Annotated in this window: 17 protein-coding genes and 1 tRNA gene; 9 read left to right on the top strand and 9 right to left on the bottom strand. The window is 60.1% G+C overall.

Annotated elements, in window-relative coordinates; translation table 11 throughout:
* Positions 1-133: 133 nt before the first annotated feature.
* The 5 genes from LGH82_RS23660 (at position 134) to LGH82_RS23640 (ending at position 4,098) form a co-directional block, all read left to right on the top strand.
* Entirely contained in the window at positions 134-286 is a 153-nt protein-coding gene (locus tag LGH82_RS23660) for a histidine kinase (protein WP_227349669.1), read from the top strand.
* Between the two features lie 22 nt (positions 287-308).
* The gene (locus LGH82_RS23655; protein WP_227345064.1) at positions 309-1,226 is read left to right on the top strand and encodes a site-specific tyrosine recombinase XerD; all 918 of its coding nucleotides are present in this window, start codon (positions 309-311) and stop codon (positions 1,224-1,226) included.
* Between the two features lie 100 nt (positions 1,227-1,326).
* The gene (locus LGH82_RS23650) at positions 1,327-2,277 is read left to right on the top strand and encodes an acetyl-CoA carboxylase carboxyltransferase subunit alpha (protein WP_227345063.1); all 951 of its coding nucleotides are present in this window, start codon (positions 1,327-1,329) and stop codon (positions 2,275-2,277) included.
* A 271-nt stretch (positions 2,278-2,548) separates the two neighbouring features.
* Positions 2,549-3,847 carry a L,D-transpeptidase family protein gene (locus LGH82_RS23645; protein ID WP_227345062.1) on the top strand — a complete coding sequence of 433 codons (1,299 nt, stop codon included), beginning with the start codon at positions 2,549-2,551 and terminating at the stop codon, positions 3,845-3,847.
* Positions 3,848-3,855: 8 nt separating this feature from the next.
* Positions 3,856-4,098, top strand: a complete 243-nt coding sequence (locus LGH82_RS23640; RefSeq protein WP_227345061.1) for a sulfurtransferase TusA family protein — start codon at positions 3,856-3,858, stop codon at positions 4,096-4,098.
* Positions 4,099-4,101: 3 nt separating this feature from the next.
* Here the strand turns inward: LGH82_RS23640 and LGH82_RS23635 are convergent, their stop codons facing one another.
* Together LGH82_RS23635 and LGH82_RS23630 are read right to left on the bottom strand one after the other, a co-directional pair.
* Positions 4,102-5,211, bottom strand: a complete 1,110-nt coding sequence (locus tag LGH82_RS23635; protein WP_227345060.1) for a CobW family GTP-binding protein — start codon at positions 5,209-5,211, stop codon at positions 4,102-4,104.
* A gap of 19 nt (positions 5,212-5,230) precedes the next feature.
* Positions 5,231-6,394: a D-alanyl-D-alanine carboxypeptidase family protein gene (locus LGH82_RS23630; protein ID WP_227345059.1), complete on the bottom strand. Its 1,164-nt coding sequence runs from the start codon at positions 6,392-6,394 to the stop codon at positions 5,231-5,233.
* A gap of 208 nt (positions 6,395-6,602) precedes the next feature.
* Between LGH82_RS23630 and LGH82_RS23625 the strand changes: the two genes are divergently transcribed.
* Both LGH82_RS23625 and LGH82_RS23620 read left to right on the top strand, forming a co-directional pair.
* Positions 6,603-7,766 (top strand): M20 aminoacylase family protein, encoded by a 1,164-nt coding sequence (locus tag LGH82_RS23625; protein ID WP_227345058.1) that lies wholly within the window; start codon positions 6,603-6,605, stop codon positions 7,764-7,766.
* Positions 7,767-7,935: 169 nt separating this feature from the next.
* Positions 7,936-8,012, top strand: a tRNA-Arg gene (locus LGH82_RS23620).
* Positions 8,013-8,161: 149 nt separating this feature from the next.
* On the opposite strand, the gene LGH82_RS23615 is transcribed toward LGH82_RS23620, so the two are convergent.
* The 7 genes from LGH82_RS23615 to LGH82_RS23585 all read right to left on the bottom strand — a co-directional run bounded on the left by LGH82_RS23615 (position 8,162) and on the right by LGH82_RS23585 (position 21,840).
* A complete protein-coding gene (locus LGH82_RS23615; RefSeq protein ID WP_227345057.1) occupies positions 8,162-10,930 on the bottom strand; it encodes a DEAD/DEAH box helicase in 2,769 nt (922 codons plus the stop codon).
* Positions 10,931-10,939: 9 nt separating this feature from the next.
* Positions 10,940-11,446: a hypothetical protein gene (locus tag LGH82_RS23610; RefSeq protein WP_227345056.1), complete on the bottom strand. Its 507-nt coding sequence runs from the start codon at positions 11,444-11,446 to the stop codon at positions 10,940-10,942.
* Entirely contained in the window at positions 11,443-14,652 is a 3,210-nt protein-coding gene (locus LGH82_RS23605) for a DUF1156 domain-containing protein (RefSeq protein ID WP_227345055.1), read from the bottom strand. Before LGH82_RS23605 ends, LGH82_RS23610 begins: the two co-directional genes overlap by 4 nt.
* 12 nt (positions 14,653-14,664) lie before the next feature.
* Complete coding sequence (locus tag LGH82_RS23600) at positions 14,665-15,654, bottom strand: hypothetical protein (protein ID WP_227345054.1); 990 nt, start codon at positions 15,652-15,654, stop codon at positions 14,665-14,667.
* Positions 15,655-15,708: 54 nt separating this feature from the next.
* Positions 15,709-18,384 (bottom strand): DUF499 domain-containing protein, encoded by a 2,676-nt coding sequence (locus tag LGH82_RS23595; RefSeq protein WP_227345053.1) that lies wholly within the window; start codon positions 18,382-18,384, stop codon positions 15,709-15,711.
* Between the two features lie 288 nt (positions 18,385-18,672).
* Positions 18,673-20,352, bottom strand: a complete 1,680-nt coding sequence (locus LGH82_RS23590; RefSeq protein ID WP_227345052.1) for a hypothetical protein — start codon at positions 20,350-20,352, stop codon at positions 18,673-18,675.
* A 3-nt stretch (positions 20,353-20,355) separates the two neighbouring features.
* The gene (locus LGH82_RS23585; RefSeq protein ID WP_227345051.1) at positions 20,356-21,840 is read right to left on the bottom strand and encodes a hypothetical protein; all 1,485 of its coding nucleotides are present in this window, start codon (positions 21,838-21,840) and stop codon (positions 20,356-20,358) included.
* Between the two features lie 555 nt (positions 21,841-22,395).
* On the opposite strand from LGH82_RS23585, the gene LGH82_RS23580 reads away from it, so the two are divergent.
* Positions 22,396-23,109, top strand: a complete 714-nt coding sequence (locus LGH82_RS23580) for a hypothetical protein (RefSeq protein WP_227345050.1) — start codon at positions 22,396-22,398, stop codon at positions 23,107-23,109.
* Positions 23,106-23,306, top strand: coding sequence for a hypothetical protein (locus LGH82_RS23575; protein WP_227345049.1), 201 nt, complete (start codon positions 23,106-23,108; stop codon positions 23,304-23,306). The genes LGH82_RS23580 and LGH82_RS23575 overlap by 4 nt, the downstream gene beginning before the upstream one ends.
* Positions 23,307-23,328 lie beyond the last annotated feature (22 nt).

Genomic DNA, 23,328 nt, shown 5'->3' with positions numbered 1-23,328 from the left:
CGGCGTATCGACATCAAAAGCCTGTTTGCGTCAAGCGTCGTGCTGGCCACGCTTCGTCCTTGAATTGGCCGGAATGGCGTCCCATAAGGGCACAGGGTTTGGAAACACAGAACAAGAAGACGGGCGAGAATTCATGCCGACACTGTTCCGCTTTGTCGTGATAACAGCGATTTTGGCCGGCATTGCCTATGGCACGATGTTCGCGCTGGCCATGTTCGTCGAGCCCAAAAAGGCGGAAATGAGCGTGCGCATCCCGCCGGAAAAGCTGAACCCCAAGAAAAGCTGACAAAGAAAAGCTGATCCGAAGAATGAACAGCGCCGCCCGCATCGAGGCCTTCCTGGAAATGATGAGCGCCGAGCGGGGCGCTGCCGAAAATACGCTTTCCTCCTATCGCCGCGATCTCGAAGACGCTTCGCAGGAGATCAAGGGCGGGCTCGCGGGCGCCGCCCCCGCCGATATCCGCGCCTATCTAGACGACATCGCCGCGCGCGGCTTCGCCGCCACCTCGCAGGCACGCAAACTGTCGGCGATCCGGCAATTCTTCAAGTTCCTCTATGCCGAGGGCCTGCGCGGCGACGATCCGACCGGCACGCTGGACAGCCCGAAAAAGGGTCGGCCACTGCCAAAGACGATGAGCGAGGCGGATACCGGCCGGCTCATCGACCGTGCCGCGACCGAGGCCGGCGACGCCTCATCGAGCAACAGCGACAGCCTGGCGGCCTTGCGCCTGCACGCGCTGGTCGAAGTGCTCTATGCCACGGGCCTGCGCGTTTCCGAGCTGGTCGGCCTGCCGGTGACGGTGGCGCAACGCGACGATCGCTTCTTCATGGTGCGCGGCAAGGGCGACAAGGAGCGCATGGTGCCGCTCTCGGTCAAGGCGCGCGTCGCGATGCGGGCATGGCTCACCGCCCGTGCCACGGTCCCGGCCTTCGCCAACAGCGCGTTTCTGTTTCCGGCCGCGTCCGACAGCGGCTTTCTCTCGCGCCAGGTCTTCGCCCGCGACCTGAAAGGGCTGGCCGCCAGGGCCGGTATCGCGGCCGCCAAGATATCGCCGCACGTGCTGCGCCATGCCTTTGCCAGCCATCTCCTGCAGAACGGCGCCGACCTGCGCGCCGTACAGCAACTGCTGGGCCACGCCGACATTTCAACCACCCAGATTTACACCCATGTGCTGGAGGAACGGCTGGTGCGGTTGGTCAACGATCATCATCCGCTTGCCGACTAGACCTCATATCGCTATGTGAGGGCGACGTTCCACCGCTCGGAACCACCAGTTTCAGGTTCCTACAATCCCATTGACTTCCGGCGTATCGGTCCGCTCAAGAATGTACAATTACCTCGATTTCGAAAAACCGGTTCAGGACCTTGAGGGCAAGATCCTCGAGCTGAAGAAGCTTGCCGAGAATGGCGAGGCCGTCGATGTCGGCGACGAGATCAGCCGTCTCGAGAAGCGTTCGCGCGATGCGCTGCGCGACGCCTACAAGGCGCTGACGCCGTGGCAGAAGGTGCAGGTGGCGCGCCATCCCGACCGGCCGCACTGCGTCGATTACATCAAGGGGCTGTTCACCGATTTCACGCCGCTGGCCGGCGACCGCAATTTCGGCGAGGACCAGGCGATCGTCGGCGGTTTCGCGCGTTTCCGCGGCGAGCCGGTGGCGATCATCGGGCAGGAGAAGGGCTCCGACACAACCAGCCGCCTGAAGCACAATTTCGGATCTGTGCGCCCGGAGGGTTACCGCAAGGCGGTGCGGCTGATGAAACTGGCCGACCGCTTCAATATCCCGTTGCTGACGCTGGTTGACACGGCGGGCGCCTATCCCGGTGTCAACGCCGAAGAGCGCGGACAGGCGGAGGCCATCGCCCGTTCAACCTCGACCTGTCTCGGCCTAAGGGTGCCGTCGATCTCGGTGGTCATCGGCGAAGGCGGTTCGGGTGGCGCCATCGCGATTGCCACCGCCAACCGCGTCTACATGCTTGAACACGCCATCTATTCGGTGATCTCGCCGGAAGGTGCGGCCTCGATCCTGTGGCGGGACACGACCAGGTCCAAGGATGCGGCGACCAACATGAAGATCACAGCGCAGGATCTCCTGGAACTGAAGGTCATCGACGCCATCATTCCCGAGCCGCTCGGCGGCGCCCATCGGGGCGCTGACACAGTGATTGCAGCCACCGGCGACCTCATCGCCAAGACGATGAAGGAGTTTTCCGGCGCCAACACGGATTTCCGCGAGCAGCGCCGCGAAAAATACCTGGCGATGGGGCGCAGCCTGTAGGCCGCGCACCCGACGCTCGAACCTCATCCATACGACAATGTGACGCGCAAGCCCGATCGCATCGCGGCCTGCCGCTTGCAATGTGGCGTCGCGCACCAATTTCGCCACAAAAATGCCGCCGCCTTCGGCTCAATGAGATTGCCGTGAGGGGACACGCTGGCGCTTGCGGTAAGGAATTTTCAAGGTTAACGAGCTTAGGGTCGTTAATGTTCAGTGAAGCAGCCGGGTTTTCGCAAACCCTGGCGCCAGAGAAGAGACGATACCGATACCCATGCTTGCCAAGCTTGCCCGCACCGGAATCCTGATCGCCGCGCTCGGTGTCGCCGGCTGCAACGATTCCTCCATGAAGAATTTCGCCCCGGAGGCCAACAAGCCGCTGCCGGACAAGATCCTGGCCGACATGAGGGCCAAGGGCATGGTCCGCACCTCTTCGGTGATGGCGCGCATCTTCAAGGAAGAGGGCAAGCTCGAAATCTGGAAGGCCAAGGCCAACGGCCGTTACGACATGGTCGCCAGCTACGACATTTGCAAATGGTCGGGCAAGCTTGGGCCGAAATACACCGAGGGCGACCGTCAGGCGCCCGAGGGTTTCTACACGGTCCGCCCGTCGCAGATGAATCCGCGCTCGAACTACCATTTGTCGTTCAACATAGGCTTTCCCAACGACTATGATAGTGCCAACGGCCGCACGGGTCAGAACCTGATGGTCCACGGCGCCTGTTCGTCGTCGGGCTGCTATTCGATGACTGATGCGCAGATCGAACAGATCTACGCTTTCGGCCGCGACGCCTTCCAGGGCGGCCAGACCGAATTCCAGATCCAGGCCTTCCCGTTCCGCATGACCGCCGCCAACATGGCGCGCTATCGCAACGACCCGAATTACGAATTCTGGAAAATGCTGAAGGTCGGCTACGACAATTTCGAAATTACCAAGGTGCCGCCGAAGGTCGATGTCTGCGAGAAGAAATACGTCTTCAACCAGGTCGCGGCCGACGGCCAGACTTTCAACCCGACCGGTGCCTGCCCGGCAACCACGCAGCCGGATTCGCTGAAAAGCGCCTACAACTCCTACATGAGCACCTACGACGCGGCTTTCAACGGCGCCCTCAAGGCGAGTGTCCCGCCGCCCAAGCCTACCATCGCCGGCATCAAGGAAGCCAGCATCGTTTCCGACTGGTCAAAGAAGCGGGCACGCGGCGAGCGCGTGCCGATCGACCCACCGTCGCTCAATTCCGACGGTTCGGTGACCGAGACGGCCCGCATGGGGCGAATCGATTCGCCGGAGGGCCGCAAGATGGCCGCGCTCGAAGCTGAAAAAGCCGCCAAGCAGAAGGCAGCCGAAGAGAAGCTTGCGGCGATAGAAGCAGCCAAGGCCGCCAAGCAAGCAGCCAAGGCGCAGCTCCTGGCTGAAAAGGAAGCGGCAAAGGCCGCCAAGGAAGCACCCGTCGCCACCGCCACGATCGCTGCTCCCTCCGAAGCCGCGCCAGAGGCCGAAGCGCAGTCGGCGAGTGCCGATGAGAGCCGGGTGACAAAGCTGAAGAACAAGCTGCTCGGCATGTTCGGCGGCTGAGGTTCGTCTTGGCCGCGGATACCGCCATCTACGATCTCAAGGGGCTGAACTGCCCCTTGCCCGTGCTCAAGGCGAAGAAGCGCCTTGCCGGGATGCGGCCGGGCAGCCGGCTGTGGCTCGAAACAACCGATCCGCTCGCGGTTATCGATATTCCCGCCTTTTGTGCGGACAGCGGTCATCAAGTGATCGAAACGGCGTCGGTATCAGGCGGCCATCGCTTTCTGGTAGAGCGCGGCGACCAGCAATCGTAGAGTTCAACGCCCGGCAATCGCCAGCGGATTATTTTCCAGCGCCGCGCGGTCGGGCGTATCGATCGACGGCCGGTTGGTGAAGGCGGCAAACAGCCGGCGCACATAGTCTTCCGGCATGTCCAGCGTGATCAGCACCAGCCGCGTGCCGCGCTGACCATCCGGCCAGGATGCCAGTTGTACCGGCGGATGCAGGATTTTCTGCACGCCGTGGATCACGAGCGGCCGCATCGGGTCTTCCCGCAATTCGATGACACCCTTCATCCGCAGCAACCGCTCGCCATGCGCCGATCGCAGCAGGTCGAGAAACATCTCGATTGCTGAAAACGGCACCGGTCCGTCATGAACCAGCGAATAGGACCGCACCCGGGAATCGTGGTGATGGTGATGCTCGTGGTCATGGGCATGATCATGCCCGGGATGGTGGTCGTGATCGTGGCGGGCTTCTTCACCCAGCCAGCGCCGCACATCGGCGGATTTGGTCGCCGGATTGTAGAGGCCGCAATCAAACAGCGCCGCCACGCCTGTTTTTGTATCGCCGGCATCGAGCACCTCGGCGCCCGGATTGAGCTGCCGCAGCCTGGCCCGCAAGGCCTCGACGTCGCCGGGATCATCAGCCAGGTCGGCTTTCGTCAGGACGATGCGGTCGGCAACGGCCACCTGCTTGACCGCCTCGACATGGGCGTCGAGCGTCGCATTGCCGTTGACGGCGTCGACCAGCGTGATGACGCCGTCGAGCCGGAACGCCTGGACAAGTGCCGGATGCGCCATGATCGACTGCAGCACCGGCGCCGGGTCGGCCAGTCCCGTGGTTTCGACGACGACGCGGGCGAGACGGGCGATGCGGCCGGTCTGCAACCGGTCGACGAGATCGGCCAGCGTGTCGACCAGTTCGCCGCGCACGGTGCAGCAGAGACAGCCATCCGAAAGCTGGATGATGCCGTCGGAAGCCTGTTCGACCAGCAGATGGTCGATCGCCACCTCGCCGAATTCGTTGATGATGACAGCGGTATCGACCAGCGCCGGGTCCTTGAGCAGCCGGTTGAGCAGCGTCGTCTTGCCGGCGCCGAGAAAGCCGGTCAGCACCGAGACCGGGATAGGAAAGCCATTATTCATCGGCATTTACCTGGCCGTTTCAATTCTTGGCCGGCTGGTCGCCCTGCACCGCGACGGCGCCCGAAACGATCGGATCGGCACCTGCCGGGGCCGGCCTGTCGGGCCGCCAGCTCGGAAGCGGCACATCGGCATATTCCTGGCTGGATTGAGCAAGCAGCGCCTTCGGCGCCGGGCCGGTTGCGCCGCCGAGACCGACGGCGACAAGTGTCGGCACATGGTCGAGCTTTTGCTGATAAAGCGACTTCGGCGCATCCTTCTTGGCGACGGGCGGCGGGGCTTCCGACTGCTCCTCGGCCGCCTTCTTCTTGCAGATCTCGTCCTGCATGTCGTTGACCGCGAGGGTGTCGCCGTAGGACGCCAGCGTGGCGACAGTGGTCGAGCCGGCGGTCGGCGTTGCAAACCCCTCGTCGAGCAGTTTGGCGGCGGCTTCCGCGCGGCTGACGGCGGATTTTTCGCCAAGCACCACGGCAACCAGCGTGCGCCCGTTGCGCGTCGCCGACCCGATCATGTTGAAACCCGAGGGGCAGACGAAGCCGGTCTTCATGCCATCGGCTCCCGGATAGCGGCCGATCAGCAGATTGTAGTTCGAGATGGCCTTCTTGCCGACGGCGAGACCCTCGATCGAGAACCACGGCGCATATTGCGGGAAGTCGCGGCGCAGAGCGATCACCAGCACGGCGAGATCGCGCGCCGTCGTATACTGGTCCGGCGAAAACAGCCCGTTCGGGTTGACGAAATGCGTACCGGTCATGCCGAGCCGCTGCGCCTCGGCGTTCATGCGATCGGCGAAGGCCGACTGCGAGCCGCCGACATTCTCGCCCACGGCCATGGCGATGTCGTTGGCCGATTTGACCAGCATCATCTTCAGCGCGTTGTCGAGCCGCATGACCGAGCCTGGTTTGAAGCCCATCTTGCTCGGCGGTTCGCCGGCGGAGTGCTTTGTCACCTTGATCGGCGAATCAAGCTGGACCTCACCAGCGGCGATGGCACGAAACGTCACATAGGCCGTCATCAGCTTGCTCAGCGACGCTGGATACCAGCGCTCAAAGGCATCCTGGTGCTGGATGATCTTGCCGCTGTTCAAGTCGAACAGGATCACCGGATTGGCCTGCGCCGACCCGATCAGTGCCGGCAGCGCGACCGCGCCAGCGATCAATAGTTTAAGGAAATGCCTGTGCCACATGGTGAAATCCGAAATCGCCTCTTGCCGTAGTCGCCCCTGGCTCCGTAAGATTTCGTTACCGGATGGCCAGCATAGTGGATCCGACCCTCTCCGGATCCGTTGTTGCGGTGCTATTTATCCTATGTGACGCCAACATGGCAAAGCGCCTGACGATCACGATTACAAAGTGGCAAGCGGGAACCGCCTGCTCGAACAGTGAGATTGAATCATGCCAATCCTGAACCGCGCCGCCGAAATGCAGGACGAAGTCGCCGGCTGGCGCCGCCATATCCACCAGACGCCGGAACTGAATTTCGATGTCTTCAAGACCGCGGCCTTCGTCACCGAGAAGCTGAAGGAATTCGGCTGCGACGACGTGGTGACCGGACTTGGCAAGACCGGCGTCGTCGGCGTCATCCACGGCCGCCGGGGCAAGGGTGAGACCATTGGCCTGCGCGCCGACATGGACGCGCTGCCGCTCAACGAAATCACCGGAAAGCCCTATGCCTCGACGATTCCCGGAAAGATGCATGCGTGCGGCCATGACGGCCATACCGCGATGTTGCTGGGCGCCGCGAAATATCTCGCCGAGACGCGCAACTTCGCCGGCTCGGTCGCGGTGATCTTCCAGCCTGCGGAAGAGGGCGGCGGCGGCGGCAATGAAATGGTCAAGGACGGCATGATGGAGCGTTTCGGCATCGGCAAGGTGTTCGGCATGCATAACATGCCGGGCCTGGCGGTCGGGCAGTTCGCCATTCGTCCGGGTCCTATCATGGCGGCGACCGCCGAATTCACCATCACCGTCAAAGGCCGGGGCGGCCATGCCGCGATGCCGCACGGCACGATCGACCCGATTGTCATCACCAGCCAGCTTGTCGGGGCGCTGCAGACGATTGCCTCGCGCAGTACCGATCCGGTCGAGGCCGTCGTGGTCTCGGTGACGAAATTCCATGCCGGCGACGCCTACAACATCATTCCTGAATCGGCCGAGATTGCCGGAACCGTGCGCACCCTGAAGAAGGAGATCGCCAATAAGGCGGAAGAGCGCATCCGCGCCATCTGCGCCGGTCTGAGTACCGCGTTCGGCGCCAAGATCGACGTCGACTTTCAGTCGAACTACCCTGTCACCTTCAACCACGCGGACGAGACGGTCTTTGCAGGTGATGTCGCCGCTGTTGTCGCCGGCGACAGCCACGTGCACCGCGCCATCCAGCCAGTGATGGGCGGCGAGGATTTTTCCTACATGCTGGAAGCCCGGCCCGGCGCCTTCATCTTCATCGGCAATGGCGATTCGGCCGGCCTTCACAACCCGGCCTATGATTTCAACGACGAGATCATCCCGCACGGCATGACCTACTGGGTGAAACTGGCGGAGACGGCGCTCGCCGCGTGACAGGCAGGCGCCGGTCAGCGATAGCGGCCGGGGCAAACGTCCCTGACAGCATTCGGCCCGGGCATGACACCGCGGGCCGAGGCACCGGATCCCCGCGAAACAAAGGGCCTATTGCGTTCGGCCTGCCTCTTGGCGAAACGGTCCGAAGCGGCTATGTGTCGGGCCGCGTGGTCCCGTAGCTCAGTAGGATAGAGCGGCAGATTCCTAATCTGTAGGTCACAGGTTCGATTCCTGTCGGGATCACCAGCACTTAGCTGGATTTCCAGGTATCCGCTCCGCCACATAGGTAACGCAGCAGGTAACAAAATTCTCGACGGCAAGGCTTCAAGGGGACAATCGTAGTCCTGTGGGCGCAGGGCAAAATGCCGGTACCGAACTTGATTTCGAATCGCGTGTCAGCCTACGATCTCGACGTAGCCAATTAACTCGGCCGAATAGCTGCCGTCGTCGTTCACGGCTCCCTTGTGCTTCAGTTCCCGTTGTAAGGTCGGCTCAACGGCGTGGGTGAACAGATCGCTTCGTTGCTGAGGTTGGAAGGTCGGCGTTGTGGCCGGCGCCTGTAGATAGTTTTCACACAAACGCTCGACCGCCGGGACGCGCGTGCCATCTTGCTTTACCGCGATGGGTTGCACCACCACGCGACGTTCGCCGTTTCCCGCCGACGTCTCCACCATCCAAAGCGACAGCAACACCGGCTCGTCCACTTCACCTGACACGGCTATGCCAATTTCCTCCGGTGGCAAGCTACGCCAGCGCCCCAACTCCTCCTGGACCAGCGGGTGGTCCAAGCCCATCAGTTGCAGATCATCCTGATTTGTTGCGGCCTCTCGGCTCAAGGTGAAGCGAGCCCGATGTGTACCTTGAGCGGTGACGAGATCGTAGGTGGCATCATCCACCTTCACCAGTTTCTGCTGACGGTCAACGACTGCGGCTGCAAGGAAGCGTACCAGCCGGTCCAGACTGGACGACACATCCGAGAACGGCTTGTAGTCATCCAGGCTGAACCCGTCGAGATTTTGGAAAAGGTCGAACACTACCTGCCGCGCCTCGCGGGAGTTCGACAACGCAGCTTCCAGTTCCACCTGGGTGCGCTTTAGTTCGGGATCGGATAGCGCCTCCTGATACAAGCGATCATAGTTCAACCGCTCGGACAACTGCCCAAGAATTTGCGCCCGCAGGTCTTCGGCGATATTGCCTTGTTCATCGACCTTGCCGACTGTCCGCGCAATCTCGGTCAGCTTCTCGTCCAGCAGCAGGAAAATGCGCCCCTCGATAGTGTCTGATAGCACGAGGTTATATACCTGCGCCGTATGGTTTTGGCCGTAGCGATGGATGCGCCCGATGCGCTGCTCCATATCCATGGGGTTCCACGGCAGATCGAAATTAAACAAGATGCGTGCGAATTGCAGGTTAATGCCTTCGCGTCCCGCCGCCGTGCAGACCAACACGCGCGGGCCATCCTTCTGGCGGAAGCGACGTTCCGCCGCCAGCTTGGCTCCGTGATCTCCACCGCGCAAAACCGCCACACCCTGGCCAGGGAAGGTCTGCTCGATTTCGCGGGCGATCATATCCACCGTGCCGAGATAGGTGGCGAAGATCACGATCTTCTCGTTCTGGTTCTGCCGCCACAGCGTCCCCAAGCCGTCGAGTAGTTTCTGCATTTTGGTTTCGCGCTCCGGCGGAAACACGCCCAGCAGGTCGCCGATACGCAGACGCTCTTCGGGCAGATGCAGATTTACCACCGCTGAGGCAGCTTCTTCCGCGTGCATGGCGGAATATTCACTGTCGTAGGGATCGGAGGCCATCTCCAGAGCCTCCTCGTCCAGTTTCTTGACCAATCGGTATTTCAGGTCGGCCAGGACGCGGTCCACCTCGCTGCGTCCAACACTGTCGCGCGGCAGATCGAACTCCTCGTGGATCAGCGCTCGCGCCTCGCCAATCAACCGCTCGCGGCCCTCGATGTCCAGTTCCTTGTCGCGCAGCAGCGCCTCATGCAACGTCAGCATCAAAAGCCGCCGTTTGAGCGTGCGGCGCACCGCAGCGAAGCTGGACGCTGCGATCTTCTGGAAGATCGCCATCAGGAAGCCTAGCGCGCGCCCCTGATTGCCCCGGCGACGCGCAAGGTCGAAGCCGTCCTCAAGATATTCGCGCAGCTTTTCGTAAAATAGTCGTTCGCCCTGCGCCATCACGAAGGATTCGGTGTGGACCCAACGTCGGGCAAACAACGGTGAGCCATCTGGCTGGCAAGCATCGGCCTTAGTGCGGCGGAACATCACCGTATTGAGCCGATGCCGGTTCTCCACCATCTCCTCGGGGCTACGGAACAGCGTAGGATTCAGTAACTGCGCCAACATCCAGAACTGGAAATGATTTCCTTGGTGCGGCGTTGCCGAAAGCAACAGGAGATCGCGCGAATGATCTTTGAGCGCCTCGGCCAGCTTGTAGTTCTCGGTTTTCCGCACCTTGCCACCAGTGCGGTAGGCGGTCAGGTGATGGGCTTCGTCGAACACCGTCAAATCCCAACGCGGTGCATCCAGTAGCCGTTTGATGCGCGCCGGGCGCTTCAGCGTGTCGATGCTGGCGATCAGCCGGTCGTGCTTGGCAAAGGCATTTGTCTTGCGATCGGTAATGTCGCCCTCGGAGCCGAACACCTCGAAATCGAGGTTGAACACCTCGTTCAATTCGCGATGCCAGTTGTTCACCAGGCCAGCGGGCACGACCATCAGCGCACGGTTCAGTTCGCCCCGGCTTGCAAGTTCGCGCAAGATCAACGCGGTTTCGATGGTTTTGCCCAGGCCCACCTCGTCGGCGATCAGATAGCGTCGGGGTGACGCGGTAGCGACACGATGCGTCAACACCACCTGATGCGGCAGCAGGTCGATCTTGGCCGAGGTCAGCGCCGAGGCACTTTCCATCAATGGAAGCGCATGAGCCTCATAGGACAGCCATGCCCTACGGCCGCGCTCCGCGCTACCATCCACGGCGCGCAGGATACGTTCGGTGCGCGTAACTTCGCGGCGCAGTGAGGCGACAGGCACTAGGCGCTCTCCGACAGCGAAGAAGGCGCGCAGGTAGCCGTCACGAACTGGATCGAGAACAACACCCTGGCCGTATTCGTGGTGCGTGATGCGCTCGCCGGGTTGGAACTGCAACTCTGCCGTCACACGCGTCCCTCAAGTAATCCGTAGATGGAACAAACCAGCGGACTTTCCGCCATTGTGCAGCAGGATTTCCTGTGGGTACTCGTTAGCCTCACCCCACAGGACGCGGCCAAAGTCGATTTGATGTCCGTGAGGGGCGTGGCATAGCCAACTCACCGCGTCGGTGGACGCCTGCACTCTGATGCGGTTCTGGCCGCTGGGTAGCCAGAACACCAGCGCCGCGCCGCCCGCGTAGGCATCCTGAAACGACAGCACGGCGGGCTTAACCACATCGCCCAGCCATGTTTCGGCATCCGTCGACGTGAGCAGGTCGAGGCTGCCATCCAGCCCGGCGACAGCCAGCGTCTGGTCGTCGTTACTCGGCAGGTCCTCCGGCCAGTACCCCGGTTCCCGCGCGGCGCGCAGAAACTGACGCAAGCTCCAGACCTCGCTGGCCGCGCAGATCTGGTTACGTGCTTCCTCATCCCATATCCAACTGGTGCCGCGCCGCTGCCACACCGTGTCCAGCAGCGGTCTCATCGTTCGTATTCCTCATAGTCATCGAACAACGAACCCTGTACGGGCTTGGGCGCCTCGCTGGCTCGCCATGCGTCGTAGATCGACACCGCACGCGAGGCCGCCTTGCGGGCGATTTGATCCGGACCGTTGCGCTGGATCCATTCCAGCAGTGGTTTCAGCGCAACGTGTGGTTTGAAGTTTTCATTCTTCAACGTGCCCGAGGCGTCGATCCCACTGCCGTCGAAGCACGCACCGATCAGCACCAACGCCTGATCCATATCGGAAGTCAGGCGGCGGCGGTGCTTGCCCGACCATTCTCGCGCGAATTCTAGCGGGTCGGTACGGATGAAAATCTTGTTCTTCTCCGCGCACCAGCCGCGCTGCACAAACTCGTCCGGCGTTATGATCGACCCTTTCAAGAACTTCTGCAACTGGTCGCGCTGGAGATCGGCCCCGTTACTAAAGGTACGCAAGAATTGGCGCGTGATCGGCTCGGCGTTGACCGGTGGCGGCTCCTTCCCTTTGTCGGAATCCTCGTCGATGAGTTGATTGATGCCTATGAGTGCTTCCCTGACCCCGATGGTGCGCCCTTCATCAACATAGACCTTGCCGTAATGACGCGAGAAATATTCCAACGCCTTGCCACGCCGAATGACCTGGAGGTCCGCAGCGGGCAGGCCTTCCTTTGCATGGTTCTCAAGCATGGCCTGCAATTGGCGCACATCGGCCATCACCTCGCGCCGCATCCGACCCCAGCTTACCGGCTTGGGTTCCTCGATGCGCTTACGGCAAACGTGGATAATGTCGTACTCGATGGTCTTTGAGCCAAACTCGCCTTCGCCCTTGGTTTCGTCGGAGCGGATCGGGTACGTGGCTTCGAGGTAGTAACCCGCGTCGAACAGCGATTCCAGCACTGCCACCCACGGCTCGTCCTCGCTATGGTGGAAGGTGAAGGCGAGGATGCCACCGGGCTTGAGTGCGCGGTGCGCTTCGCGCCAGCACTGCGTGAGCAAGCGCTGATAGAAGCCATCGGGGTCTTCCGGCTCGCGCGCGCGATTGGCAACTGCTTCCAGCGACTTGGGCGTGTATTCGGCCCGGAAGTAGTCGGGGTACTTATCTTTCAGCGCGAGCCGCAGCCAAACGTAGAAGAAATCGGACAGCTCTGAGTAATGCAGAAGGCCGCCAAACGGCGGATCGGTGATAACCAGATCAACGCTCGCCGAGGCGATGTGCGTGAGGTCGGTGGATGAGCTCTGGTACACCTCGACCTCGCCGACCAAATCCCCGGGGAAGACCTTCTCGCTCTTCCCCCAAATCTGTTCGCCGAGACCTGGAGAATGTCGCTTCAGCGTATCAAAGCTTACGGAGTCCCAGGGCTGAACCGCCCATTCGCGTCCTTGCACGATGCCTTCGACGCTGGATGCCCAGTTTCCACGGCCGAGAGCAGAAAAGACGCAATTTTCAACAGCGTTGTTTTTGGGATGGAAATTATTGTTGCTCAAGTGGGGTGCGAGACAATCCCTACTGATGTCCCAGAAACAGAACATATTCTGGTTGCGCAGGTACTGTTGGTAAGCGCCAAGCACAAACTCCCGAACTTTCCAATCGTAGCTGCCAACATTCAAGATAGTCTTCAGTAGCTGCGCATGAACGAGCAACTGACGCGGATTGAACATGTCGGACCAGTTGAGGTAGCCGTGTTGGGGCAGCGGCTGTCGCTGATGAGTCATGTGGCCAAACGGGATCTCACTCCTTGGCCAATAGTCCTTCAGGTCGGTATCCTTGCGCGTTTCCCATTCCGCAAATGCGGCATCGTACTGCCGCGCCAGTGCTTCATTCCAAGGGGCAAAGAAACGACCGCCATAGGGCTTGCCGGCTTTAGCACGCCTCGGTGCGTAGCCTTGAACCGCAAAGATGCTAGCTGGCGCAGTCTTCTTAGTAGCATCGACTGACTTCACGATGCGCTGCACCGTGCCGCAGGCTCCGCAAGTGAAATATGCCGACTTTGGTACCGTGCCAATACCTGTTTTGAAGGTATTATTGATTTCCGAGCAGATCACTTCATCCGGGAGCACGCCGCGCACTTCAAGTAGGCGAGCCTTCGCGGCCCGTGCCTGATCCCACCGGGTCGTCGAAATTACGTCATCCTGCGCCGACCCGCCGTAGGGCCGGCCATTTGCATCCAGTTTGGCCTCGCCTGCTAGCCATTGCGGATGCACCAGAAGGCTCAGTTCCACCTTCTTGTTCTTGCCCTTGCCCAAGTTCACCAGAGCCGTGTGACTGCAGTGCGGGCAGATCACGCCCTTCTTGCGATCAAGCGCGGAAAACGGATGTTCGGTGGGTGAGATGTAGAGCGGCGAATCTGGGGCCATGCGTGCGGCTTCTTCCTCGACATGGAATCCACCGCCGCATTTGCCGCAGGTATGTTCCCAATGTTTGACGGTAAGCGTCTTCACCGCTATCACCGGGCTGGTCATAATAGGCGTGCGATGGCCACAGCCCGTTACATGGCACGGCCCGTGCTTGGTCCAGAAGCTGTAGATCGCTTCCGGACCTTCGTAGCGATAGTCCCTCCGCTCGTCGCGCGGGATAACGAGCGGGTCGAAGTCAGTGGGCATCGGCTTGTTACTGGGCAGGTGTGTCCATTGACCTTTTTCGCCTTCCGGTCCGTCGCAGTAGTAGTACGGCATAATCTGCGGTTTGACCTCGGCTTCGATGTCGGAGAGAAGCTTCTTCACTTCCTCCAAATCGACATCGGCCAGTTCCTGCTTAACCACGAACCACGCCACTGGGTTAAGGTCATTGCCGACCATCTGCATTCCGAGGCGCGACCCTTCGACTAGCGTTGTCCCGCCACCCATGAAGATGTCAGCGACCTTGAGGTGCTTGAACGCGCCGCGCTTCTGATGGTTGGCGTAGTAGTTGTCCCAGACCAGCTTGGCCGCGTGAGAAGAATCGTCCGGCGCTTTGGTGGCCGCTGCGATCAACATCGAGCGGAACACACTGGAGCGGCGCCGTGCCCACCACTTAGACATCTGATAGATGGGCTTGCCCGCATTACCTTCGATTACCGCGACCTGATTGACCGGCAGGATGGGAAAATCCACTTCCAGACAGGTCTTGGGGCGGTTCGGGTCGTTGAAATCGACGGTCTCCAGCGCAACCGCCTTGCCGGCGCTGACGGCCTTGGCAACCTCTTGTGCGAGCAGTTCTTTTTTGGTGGCCATAAACCGCGATCCTTACCTGGTCAACTCGACGAAGGGCGACAGCACTTCCAGTAGCGACAGGCCACCATGGGTGAGCGTCGGGTAGCCGCCTTGGCTGCGCCACTTCCTGCGACCCAAGGCCAACAGGGACGCGCCGCGCGGGCTGCTGATCCGCAATGCCACGGGGGGCACGAAGGGACCGGTGTCAACCATACCCGGCTTGCTGCGCCCGCTGGAAAACGTCTGCTTTAGGAACTGGCCGACCTCGCCCTCTGCATCGGGGAAGTAGCCGGTGGCCGCGTAGCCGTGGTCGGAAGTGATGACCAGCCGCCGCCCGGTAGCGAGACGTTCGACGAAGGCCCAGAAATCGTCGCCGCTCAGTTGCTCGGCCGTATCCTTCGTTAGGGGCTCCAATCCCTGACCTGCACCGGATCCATCGTGCAGCTTGGCGTCGGGCCAGTGGTGCCAGAAGATTTGGTTCGGTGTGCTACCGACCAAGGATTCGCAGTCCTTCCACGGCAGATCGACGGTTTCCGTCTGCGCCGGTTGCAGTTTGTGAGCCGAGCCGCCGCCATTGTTCTGTAGCTTGCTGCGGCTGGCAAAGCCGAGCGCGTGGGCGAATTCGTCGGTTTCGCCGGGCAGTTCAGAGGCGTTGGCCTCGACTCTATGAAGGGTGAAACCGCGCTCCTTCGCTCCCTGCAACAGCCACGGCAGTTCACGCAACGAAAGACCATCGAGGATCAACACCGCCTTTGCGCTGAAGGGTTCGGTCCACCAGCGAAGCAAGCGATCGGAGGTCCGCTCTACGCTGCCGCCGAAGGCTTGCCACAAATCCCAACCGCAGGAGGAAAGGAACAAATCCAGTTCACCGATTTCACGATCGCGCTTGACGACCTCGCTGGGCGCATTTCCTGCGGCCAAGGGCTTCGATGCGATCTCAACCGCGTGGTTGACGATGGCGCTCCAGGCGTCGGCGTCCGTACCTTGCGCCAAGGCGTGCAACAGGCTGACGGCCAGGACCATCAGTCGTCCTCTTTCTCAAGGTTCAGCTCGAAGGTCATGCCATCGGGCAGCCTCCTAAGCAGTTCCTTGAGCTGCGCGCCGTTGGCGGCAGGCAGTTTGATCGACCTCGGTCACGCGCGTGGCCGGGCCAATGCCCCAGCCTTCGATCTTTCCAATCAGGTTCAGCGGCGACGTAGCCGGGTTGGACAGCGGAGTGCGCGGTTTGGCGCCCGTGGTGGCGCCACCGAAGATGCCCCCCGGCGTGGGCGCGGAGGGATCGCTGGTAGCTGTCTCGCCTCCAGATGCTGGTGGGCCGGAGGGCGTTGTGCCGTCGCCACCGAAAAGTCCGCCACCTGTGGGCGATGGCCCCGGTGGCATAGAGCCGCCTGTCGCAGGCACTGCTGAAGGAAGCATCACAAACACATCATCGAGATGACGGCCTGTGAGCGAGAGCCTTGGCCGCAAGCGTCGCCAGGCGGTGTCTTCATCTTCGCCCGGATGGGTTTGCAGGTACTCCATGCCACGCACGTTGAGCGCGATCTTGCCCCTGGCGCACTGGCGTAAAAGGCGCTCTTTCATCGCCGTTTCGCCCAACCACGGAATGCAGTCTTGCCCAGATGGGCGCGGCTCTTGCAGTTCCCGCAGCAGCTTGCCGACCGCTTCGTTATTGTTGGCAAATTCGAGCACCAACTCCTCGAAGTCCTCCGGCACGAATAGGTCGTTTACCAGGGCTTCTTCGATAGCCTCGGGAATTTGAGATCCCTGCTTGTCGAGACGCTCGACGCTGAACTTGCACTGTGCAGGATCAGTAAAATTCCAGCGTTGCAGAACGGCGAATCGATCAAACCGCTTCTTGAGGTTGTCGCGGAGGGTGTTCTCGAATTCCTTATGCAGCTTTTTGTACTCGGGGTTCTGGCTACCCCATTCCTGCGCCTTCATTTCGGCGCGGGCGAGGATGAGCAGATCCCGATCCAGAAAGGCGTTTATGCTGCCCGCGCGCGGCAGCAGGAAGCGCACCGTGTTGCGGCGTTTCTGCAGTTGGTCTATGAGCCAACGCCCAAGCGTGGCGTCGAGCTTGTCCGGCTCTTCGGGCAGCACCAGAATGGGAAGACGGTCATCCCATCTGTCAGGATGCTCGGCGTCGTCGAGCGATTTCCACGGATCGCTGCCCCATGATTTCGGCAAAGCGATTACGCGAAAGGTCTTGGCCACCTCGTCGCTGCCGGCGATGACATAGCGCGTCTGTTTGGCAAGCTGAGCCTGGTCGGCGCCATCGGCGAATAACTTGTCGTTGCGCGCATAAGCTATCAATTTGGCGCGCGGGTTCTCTTGCTCCCGGAACAGCAGCTTGATGCCTTCCTGGTGAATGTTGAAGCTGTTCTCGACAATGGTTGCCAGCTCGACCTGAAAGGCGTTGTCGTCCACCGGCTTAGTGCGGGTAATGTCCAGTTGCAGAGTGGCTGGTTCAGCGCCGGCGAGATTGCCCACGGCAATCGAGCGCAGCCACAACGCGCCGACGATTTCTTGCAGATGCGGTACGATACTGGCGTGGTCGTGCCTTGCCTCTGTCACCGAGATAATGTTCTGCTGCGCCTTCTCGCGCAACGTGCGGTGATGCTGGTTGGCCACGGCTTCCAGCAATGCGCCAATACCCGAGGAATCTTCGTCCAGCCGGAAGTCAGCAGCGGTGAGCAGCGGGACGGCCTCACCGCGACTCTTGTAAAGGTTCGCGAGGATTCGGATCAGGTCTCGCGTTTCCTGCGCGTCGGTGGCGATCAGCACCTGTTCTTCGAGCAACCGCAGCAGGTGTGTTGAATAGGGCCAGGATTCGGTGAACTCCTGACGTTTGCGCTCCTGCTCGGCCGGGGGCACGGCGAGGAGACGGAAAGACTCGGAGACATGCGGGGCAATCAGCGATTCAATCGTGCCGTTGGCGATCTGCAAGCGGTTGTCGAACAGGCGGTGGAGCAGCATCCGGCGACGATCCTGCTGGATGCGTTCGGCGCTACCGCCTGCTTTGAAGTCAATGGCGACCGGGTTGACGCGATGCACCTGCTGGTAGGCATCGCTTCCGCCATTCCGCACTGAGATCACCAGTACCAGGAGGTCGGGGCGTTCCTTGGCAATCTCCGAAAGGATCTGGATGAAGTTGAACGCCCAGTGCTTCCACGGATACTGCTTGGTGTTGGTGAGACCGTCAAACCACGTCTGGAACTCGTCCAGCAGCAGCATCGTCGGCTTATTCTCCAACAGCTCGATAATGAGCTTGTCGGACGGGATTTCGGTCTTGGATTCGCCTTGGCCTTCCCACTTGCCCTTGATGAAGGGGCCGTGCGGGTGGTTCTCGAACAGCACGTCCCATAAGAATTTGTAGCGCTGACGGTGCAGGCTTTCGCCGATGACATACATCCCGTCACGTAGCGCGATGCTGCCGATACCTGGGTCAGCCAGCTTGGTAGCCCACTCTTTGAGCCACGCCCCGGTCGATGCTGGATCAGTCACCGCGTGGTAGAGCGCGGCCAACAAGTGCGACTTACCGAGACCGCGTTCGCCGATTACGACCACGGGACGGCCCTGGTTAGGGCCGACGGCCTCGATGCCCTTCAGCAGGTCATGCGTGGGATAGGTGATTTCCAGGAACTGCTTGGCTGCAATCTGGGTTGCACCAGTATGCTGATCGTTGGACAGCTCGATGGATGTGCCTTTGAGGCGCTTGCCTCGAAATTCTTCGCGTAAAGTCAGCCCAAGCATCAATCTCGTTCCAATCTTCTGGCAGCCCGATCTTCAGGTGCCAACTATCGTCAGATTTCAGTGTTCGAGCCGAACTGAAAAGGGTCCCACTCTCCTGCAATCGCAGCGAGTCAGGAGTCTCTTTAGCAAACGTCTCCACTGGAACCGTTACCCCAGCGACTCGCCCGAAAGTTACAAGCGCCCTGGGTTGCCCAAAACCGATCTATTCGTCGCCCCACCGTGCGAATCTGTAGGGAACTGTAGGAGTGTAGGGCGAATTGGCCAACAATTTAAACGCCGAACCCATAGTCAAGTCCACCTTGGTCCCCAAACCCTCCGGGGCGCTTGTGTCAAATCGCTAACGGATGAGCGCACTTCAATAAGGTCGGGAGACGAGCCCCCGCTCGATACGGCCAGTTGAGGAAATATAGCAAGTACGTCATCCCCCGCGTCGAGAGCCCAGTCTGGCGTCGCATCCACCAACCGGAGGCTAACGTCTCCGCTACTGGTGGGAAAAGGAGCATTGAATAGGTCGCGAATCATCGGGAGGCCGGCGCCGCCTCCTGTAAGAATTGCATAGGTGCTTACCCCGTCCTCCGTGAAGTTCTTTGCACCAGCATTCTCAATTGTCTTCGCAATTTGCCCACCGATTGTTCTGCCAAATTGAGTTACGTGAGGATCCTGCGAGAACTCATCGCGCGTAATGGTCATGTCAAAGAAGTCGGGAATGCTGACAAAAACGCTACCTACCGTGAAAAGCGTTTGCTTCGTTTCGCGAATGTCTCTCATTAGAAACTTAGCGATCCGTACGGCTGCGTCTGAACCGACCGGCGTTCCACTCCTTTCAACGATGAACCGTATTAGAAACTCGTCGAGACGATTGCCAGCTTGCTTTAACGCGCTTTCGCTGTTCAAGAACGGATGCGCTCGGGCGCGTCCAGCCGCAGGAAGAACGAACTGGTAGGCCCCGAAGTCACTCGTCCCTGCGCCGATGTCGGCGACCAGCACACGAGCCTTCTTGTTGCGAACATGATCCGTCAAACCAGCCGCAGCAGCCATCGGTTCCAAGACATGGTCTAGCACCGTTTCTGAATTTGCAATTAGCTCAGCATCCAAGTCAGGAAGTGCGTTCAAAAGCGACTTGGCAAACGAAATCGAGATCCCCTTCCCCCAGACCTCAGGATCAACGCTGTCCGCAATCACTTGAGCTTCCAGCAACGAACGCCGTAGCAGCGACGAGGCCGATTCGAGTTGCTTTCCACGCCAAACCGGTATTGCAAATCGTCGCTGAGTGTGCCGAGATAATCCATGGGCCTCCATCCGCTCAGCCGTGCACGACGTTAAATAGGCGAGATATAGTCTGAGTAGATCGCCCCGAGTAAACGTTTGGGACGGGTCAATTGCAACGCCGACGCTTTCCCTATCGATGTCGTCTGGGTCATCTATGCTTAAGCATTGCTTAGGTGAGTCGAAGCGCTCTCTGGCTGGATTGTTCTCGCGCCTGCTTTCTTCCAGTGCCCGATGGCCAAAGAAGACCGAATTTCCAGTTATGTAGACTGAAGATGGGATCGTGAAGCCAGGGGTCCCCGATCCAGCCTGCTCCAAGTCGAGCGGAATGGGCCTGGAGTCGTCGCTTTTCCAAACTGCCGCCTTGGAGAAAGCAGTTCCGAAGTCGATGCAAGCGAAGACAGTCGGATCAGCCTCGGCAACAAGGGCTGCCGTTTCCAGCTTAGCTTTGCCGATGATGGGCACTGCTGCTAAGGAATTCGTTTCGGAGGTGCGCGTGACGCTGGTGGCATGATCCAACCCTTGCGTTGCCCTCGGCTCTGATGGTGAAACGGGCACCGATGCCCGCCCAGCAAGCAGATTTAACGCGTCCAGCTCTCCTTGAGTGATCGCTCCGTCAAGCCGATACGTACGTCCGTCACTCGCAGCAGACACGCGATCAAGTAAGTTAGCTGTTAAAATCCGCGCTGTATCAATTTCCATTGGCTAGCCATCCCCCTCAACTTCCGCCTTTAAAATAACGATCGGCGGCGCCCCTTCGGCCCCTTTAATCACGGAAGGAAGCTTAATCTTGGCAACGCTTCCCTTCAAGCTCTCGAAAGGCAGTTCATGGTCAACAGGATTGAAATCGACGAGTTGGCCGATCATTCCGCCAAATCGCATTTGCCGTCGCGCCGCTACCACATTCACTCGTTGCGTGATTCGCTTAACCCCCTCGCTGAGGCGCGTAACGCTCGGGACAAGCCTCGGCTCGTAATTCGACATCGCAGCAGGAAGATCGTCCTCTATTCGGTCTAGGGTTGCGACTAGATCGGACGCGTCTCGGAACAGATAGGCAATATCCCTGTCGATAGTCCTTAACGCTGTTTCATCGACAGCGTCATTGGTTGCGAGTTTGACGCTACTTAGCCTACCGGACAGAAACCAGTGGCGCAATTCTTCCGGAATCCCCGGTAATTCGCTGCCGACCTGCCGAAGCTCGACCAATCCACGGGATTCACCGAGGACCAACAGAAACGTCCTCCGAAGTTGATCGTTCGGGACGCCCTGTTTGCCAAGGAAAATTAGAGCCTCTAGGACCTGCCTCCCGACGATATTTAGAATAGGTTGTAGCTCGGTCGGGGGGTTGTCCGAAGGAAACCAACGCCGCACAAAGGCAACTACCGCGTATGTCTCGGAATCCGAAGCAATCGAAAAATGAAAACGAACGATACTTGAAGCAAGGTCCAACAGCGCCTCGGCCGCTTGCACGCGAGCACTGACGTCTAAAATTGGCTCACCTGCAATCGCAGATCGCGCAAATGCCAGGAGAGCAGCTCCCACGTCGTTGCCGACCTCCGGATCTTGCTCGATCACTATTCTCTTGAGACAAGAGACAATTCGCGCCATCCTCCGAGCGCGACTAGCCCCGACGTCCTGCGTATCAACCCGCCAGGAGTCGAATTCGAAGCGCAAGGCTTGAAGGGCACCTCCAAGACTACCCACACTTTCTACCAAAACAGCTACAAATTGCTCGCGGGCTTCTTCTCCTGATACCTCCTCGACCGCTGCTTGCGCTGCGTAGTTCGCTTTCCACGAGCCAGACGCAAACCTGAGACCCTCGCCCAGATAGCGACGGTCATCGCTCTCAACCAATGTCTGCGGGCTTGCAGCAGGGACATTCGCGATCTGAGACACCAAATCCTCGAATCGGGGCCTGACGTGCTTGGCAACTGCGGATATCCGAAAAAGCAATGAGACCGCTTTCAACAGATCGACACCGTCTTTGTCGCGAGCAGCGTTCCAAAGCCTTTCAATACGTGCAAAAAAACCGGCGTCGCGCGTGGCGCTGACAAGCTGCTTGTCTCTTTGTAGACGGACCGCACTCTCGCGAGCCGCGTCCAAGCTGCTCAAGTCGAGCGCACCTTCAATTTCATTCGGTGAGGCGTTCACGTCGTATTCCTTTTGTGTCGAGCGGTCCACGATAACCATCAGGGGCTGCTTAGAAAAGCTGGTCGCACGCCCGTGGTATACCCGGAAGCGGTGCCTGTACGAGTGTTGCTATAGTTGTAGCTAGCTCTTTGGCGTTGGCCGCCGTTAGGGAAGCCCCTGGAATATATCGGTTTGATCGCGATCGGCTTACCCGCGCGCGTGCCAGCGCACTGGCCGCCGCGTAATCATTAAGGGCAGAAAGCGGCGGCCCGCGCGAGCCCTCTGTTATCCCTCGGGGTATGCGGGATCTTTCATCGCTCGTTCGAGTTTGGGTGTACCACCCGTCCGCCCCCCCGTCCGCCGAAACAAAGTGTAGCGAATCCGCCGTACGGGCCGACCGACAATTGAGCTGGGCATAGAGCGGCTCAATCCAGCGCCGCGTTAAACTGATCGTCGCGTGCCAAGGGTATGCACCTTGTCCGCTTCTCTTGGCTGCTAATCTTCGGTCCTTCAGCATGTACCCTTTGGTAAACATTTCTAGTACACCGCTATTGACAGTACCTTTTGCGTACCTTAATTATGGGACACATAGGTGTGAGGCGAAAGGGTACGGGAATGACCACGACACATGAACAATACGTCCGCGCCGTTGCGGATATCGTCGCGGCTTCGGCAAATGCCGACGATGCCGCCAAGCTCTCATCCATCAAGCTTGTGTTCGGCGCTGGCGAAGCCGGGTTGCGCGGCGTCACCTATTACAGCAAATGGCAGAACGGTTCCGAGGCTCCGGCACCGTTTGTCGAGGTGTGCGCCTTCGGCGAGGAAAACACCTGCCAACTCGCCGGCACTACCATTCATGAGCTGGGCCACGTCGTCGCCGGCTTCGAAGCCGGGCACGGCAAGCAGTGGAAGGATGCCTGCCAACGGCTGGGCCTGCGGCATTGCCATGCGGCCGGCCATCAATACCGCTGGGCAGACTTCACACCTGGCATCCGGCTTGCCGTCAACGCCCTGCCGAAGCCGAATGATGGCGCGCCTGTCGCCGTTCTGACAAACCGCTTCGGCCGTACCGTTGCGTTAAACCATGCCCGGCCGGCATCGGCACAAAGGGCGGCAAGTCGCGTGGCGCCGGTTCCGGCAGTCGCTTGCGTTTATTCGAATGCGCATGCGTTCCGGCCGTCAAGGCTAGGGTCGGCCGCGACACGTTTTCGGCCACCTGCGATTGCTGCCAGTCGTCATTCCACATCGTCGCCGCATGATGGCGAAGCCGCCGCGCCGGCTACGGCGCGCGCTCCGTTTAAACGCAAATCAGGAAGGGAACGACCATGAAAGCTTTCCATTTCAAGCGCGGTATCGTCGAGCTTAGGCCGTATGAAGAAATCAGCTCGCGAAGAGGCTCGACGCGATATCTGTTTCGCGGCGTCGATGAGCACGGCTTGGTGCTCGTCGAGTTGAAAGACCGGCAACGCACCAAGCTCACCTGCCATCCATCCAATCTGTACGACGTGATGATCCGAGCCGACTAGCGCTCTGCCGTGTCGCGCTTGC

The sequence above is a fragment of the Mesorhizobium sp. PAMC28654 genome, assembly GCF_020616515.1.
Taxonomy (GTDB): Bacteria; Pseudomonadota; Alphaproteobacteria; order Rhizobiales; family Rhizobiaceae; genus Mesorhizobium.
This window is presented reverse-complemented; position numbering and strand designations above follow the sequence as displayed.

Coding starts and splice junctions, on each gene's coding strand:
- LGH82_RS23660 (WP_227349669.1), top strand. CDS start 134: ATGCCGACACTGTTCCGCTTTGTCGTGATAACAGCGATTTTGGCCGGC.
- LGH82_RS23655 (WP_227345064.1), top strand. CDS start 309: ATGAACAGCGCCGCCCGCATCGAGGCCTTCCTGGAAATGATGAGCGCC.
- LGH82_RS23650 (WP_227345063.1), top strand. CDS start 1,327: ATGTACAATTACCTCGATTTCGAAAAACCGGTTCAGGACCTTGAGGGC.
- LGH82_RS23645 (WP_227345062.1), top strand. CDS start 2,549: ATGCTTGCCAAGCTTGCCCGCACCGGAATCCTGATCGCCGCGCTCGGT.
- LGH82_RS23635 (WP_227345060.1), bottom strand. CDS start 5,211: ATGAATAATGGCTTTCCTATCCCGGTCTCGGTGCTGACCGGCTTTCTC.
- LGH82_RS23630 (WP_227345059.1), bottom strand. CDS start 6,394: ATGTGGCACAGGCATTTCCTTAAACTATTGATCGCTGGCGCGGTCGCG.
- LGH82_RS23625 (WP_227345058.1), top strand. CDS start 6,603: ATGCCAATCCTGAACCGCGCCGCCGAAATGCAGGACGAAGTCGCCGGC.
- LGH82_RS23610 (WP_227345056.1), bottom strand. CDS start 11,446: ATGAGACCGCTGCTGGACACGGTGTGGCAGCGGCGCGGCACCAGTTGG.
- LGH82_RS23605 (WP_227345055.1), bottom strand. CDS start 14,652: ATGGCCACCAAAAAAGAACTGCTCGCACAAGAGGTTGCCAAGGCCGTC.
- LGH82_RS23600 (WP_227345054.1), bottom strand. CDS start 15,654: ATGGTCCTGGCCGTCAGCCTGTTGCACGCCTTGGCGCAAGGTACGGAC.
- LGH82_RS23595 (WP_227345053.1), bottom strand. CDS start 18,384: ATGCTTGGGCTGACTTTACGCGAAGAATTTCGAGGCAAGCGCCTCAAA.
- LGH82_RS23590 (WP_227345052.1), bottom strand. CDS start 20,352: ATGGAAATTGATACAGCGCGGATTTTAACAGCTAACTTACTTGATCGC.
- LGH82_RS23585 (WP_227345051.1), bottom strand. CDS start 21,840: ATGGTTATCGTGGACCGCTCGACACAAAAGGAATACGACGTGAACGCC.
- LGH82_RS23580 (WP_227345050.1), top strand. CDS start 22,396: ATGACCACGACACATGAACAATACGTCCGCGCCGTTGCGGATATCGTC.
- LGH82_RS23575 (WP_227345049.1), top strand. CDS start 23,106: ATGAAAGCTTTCCATTTCAAGCGCGGTATCGTCGAGCTTAGGCCGTAT.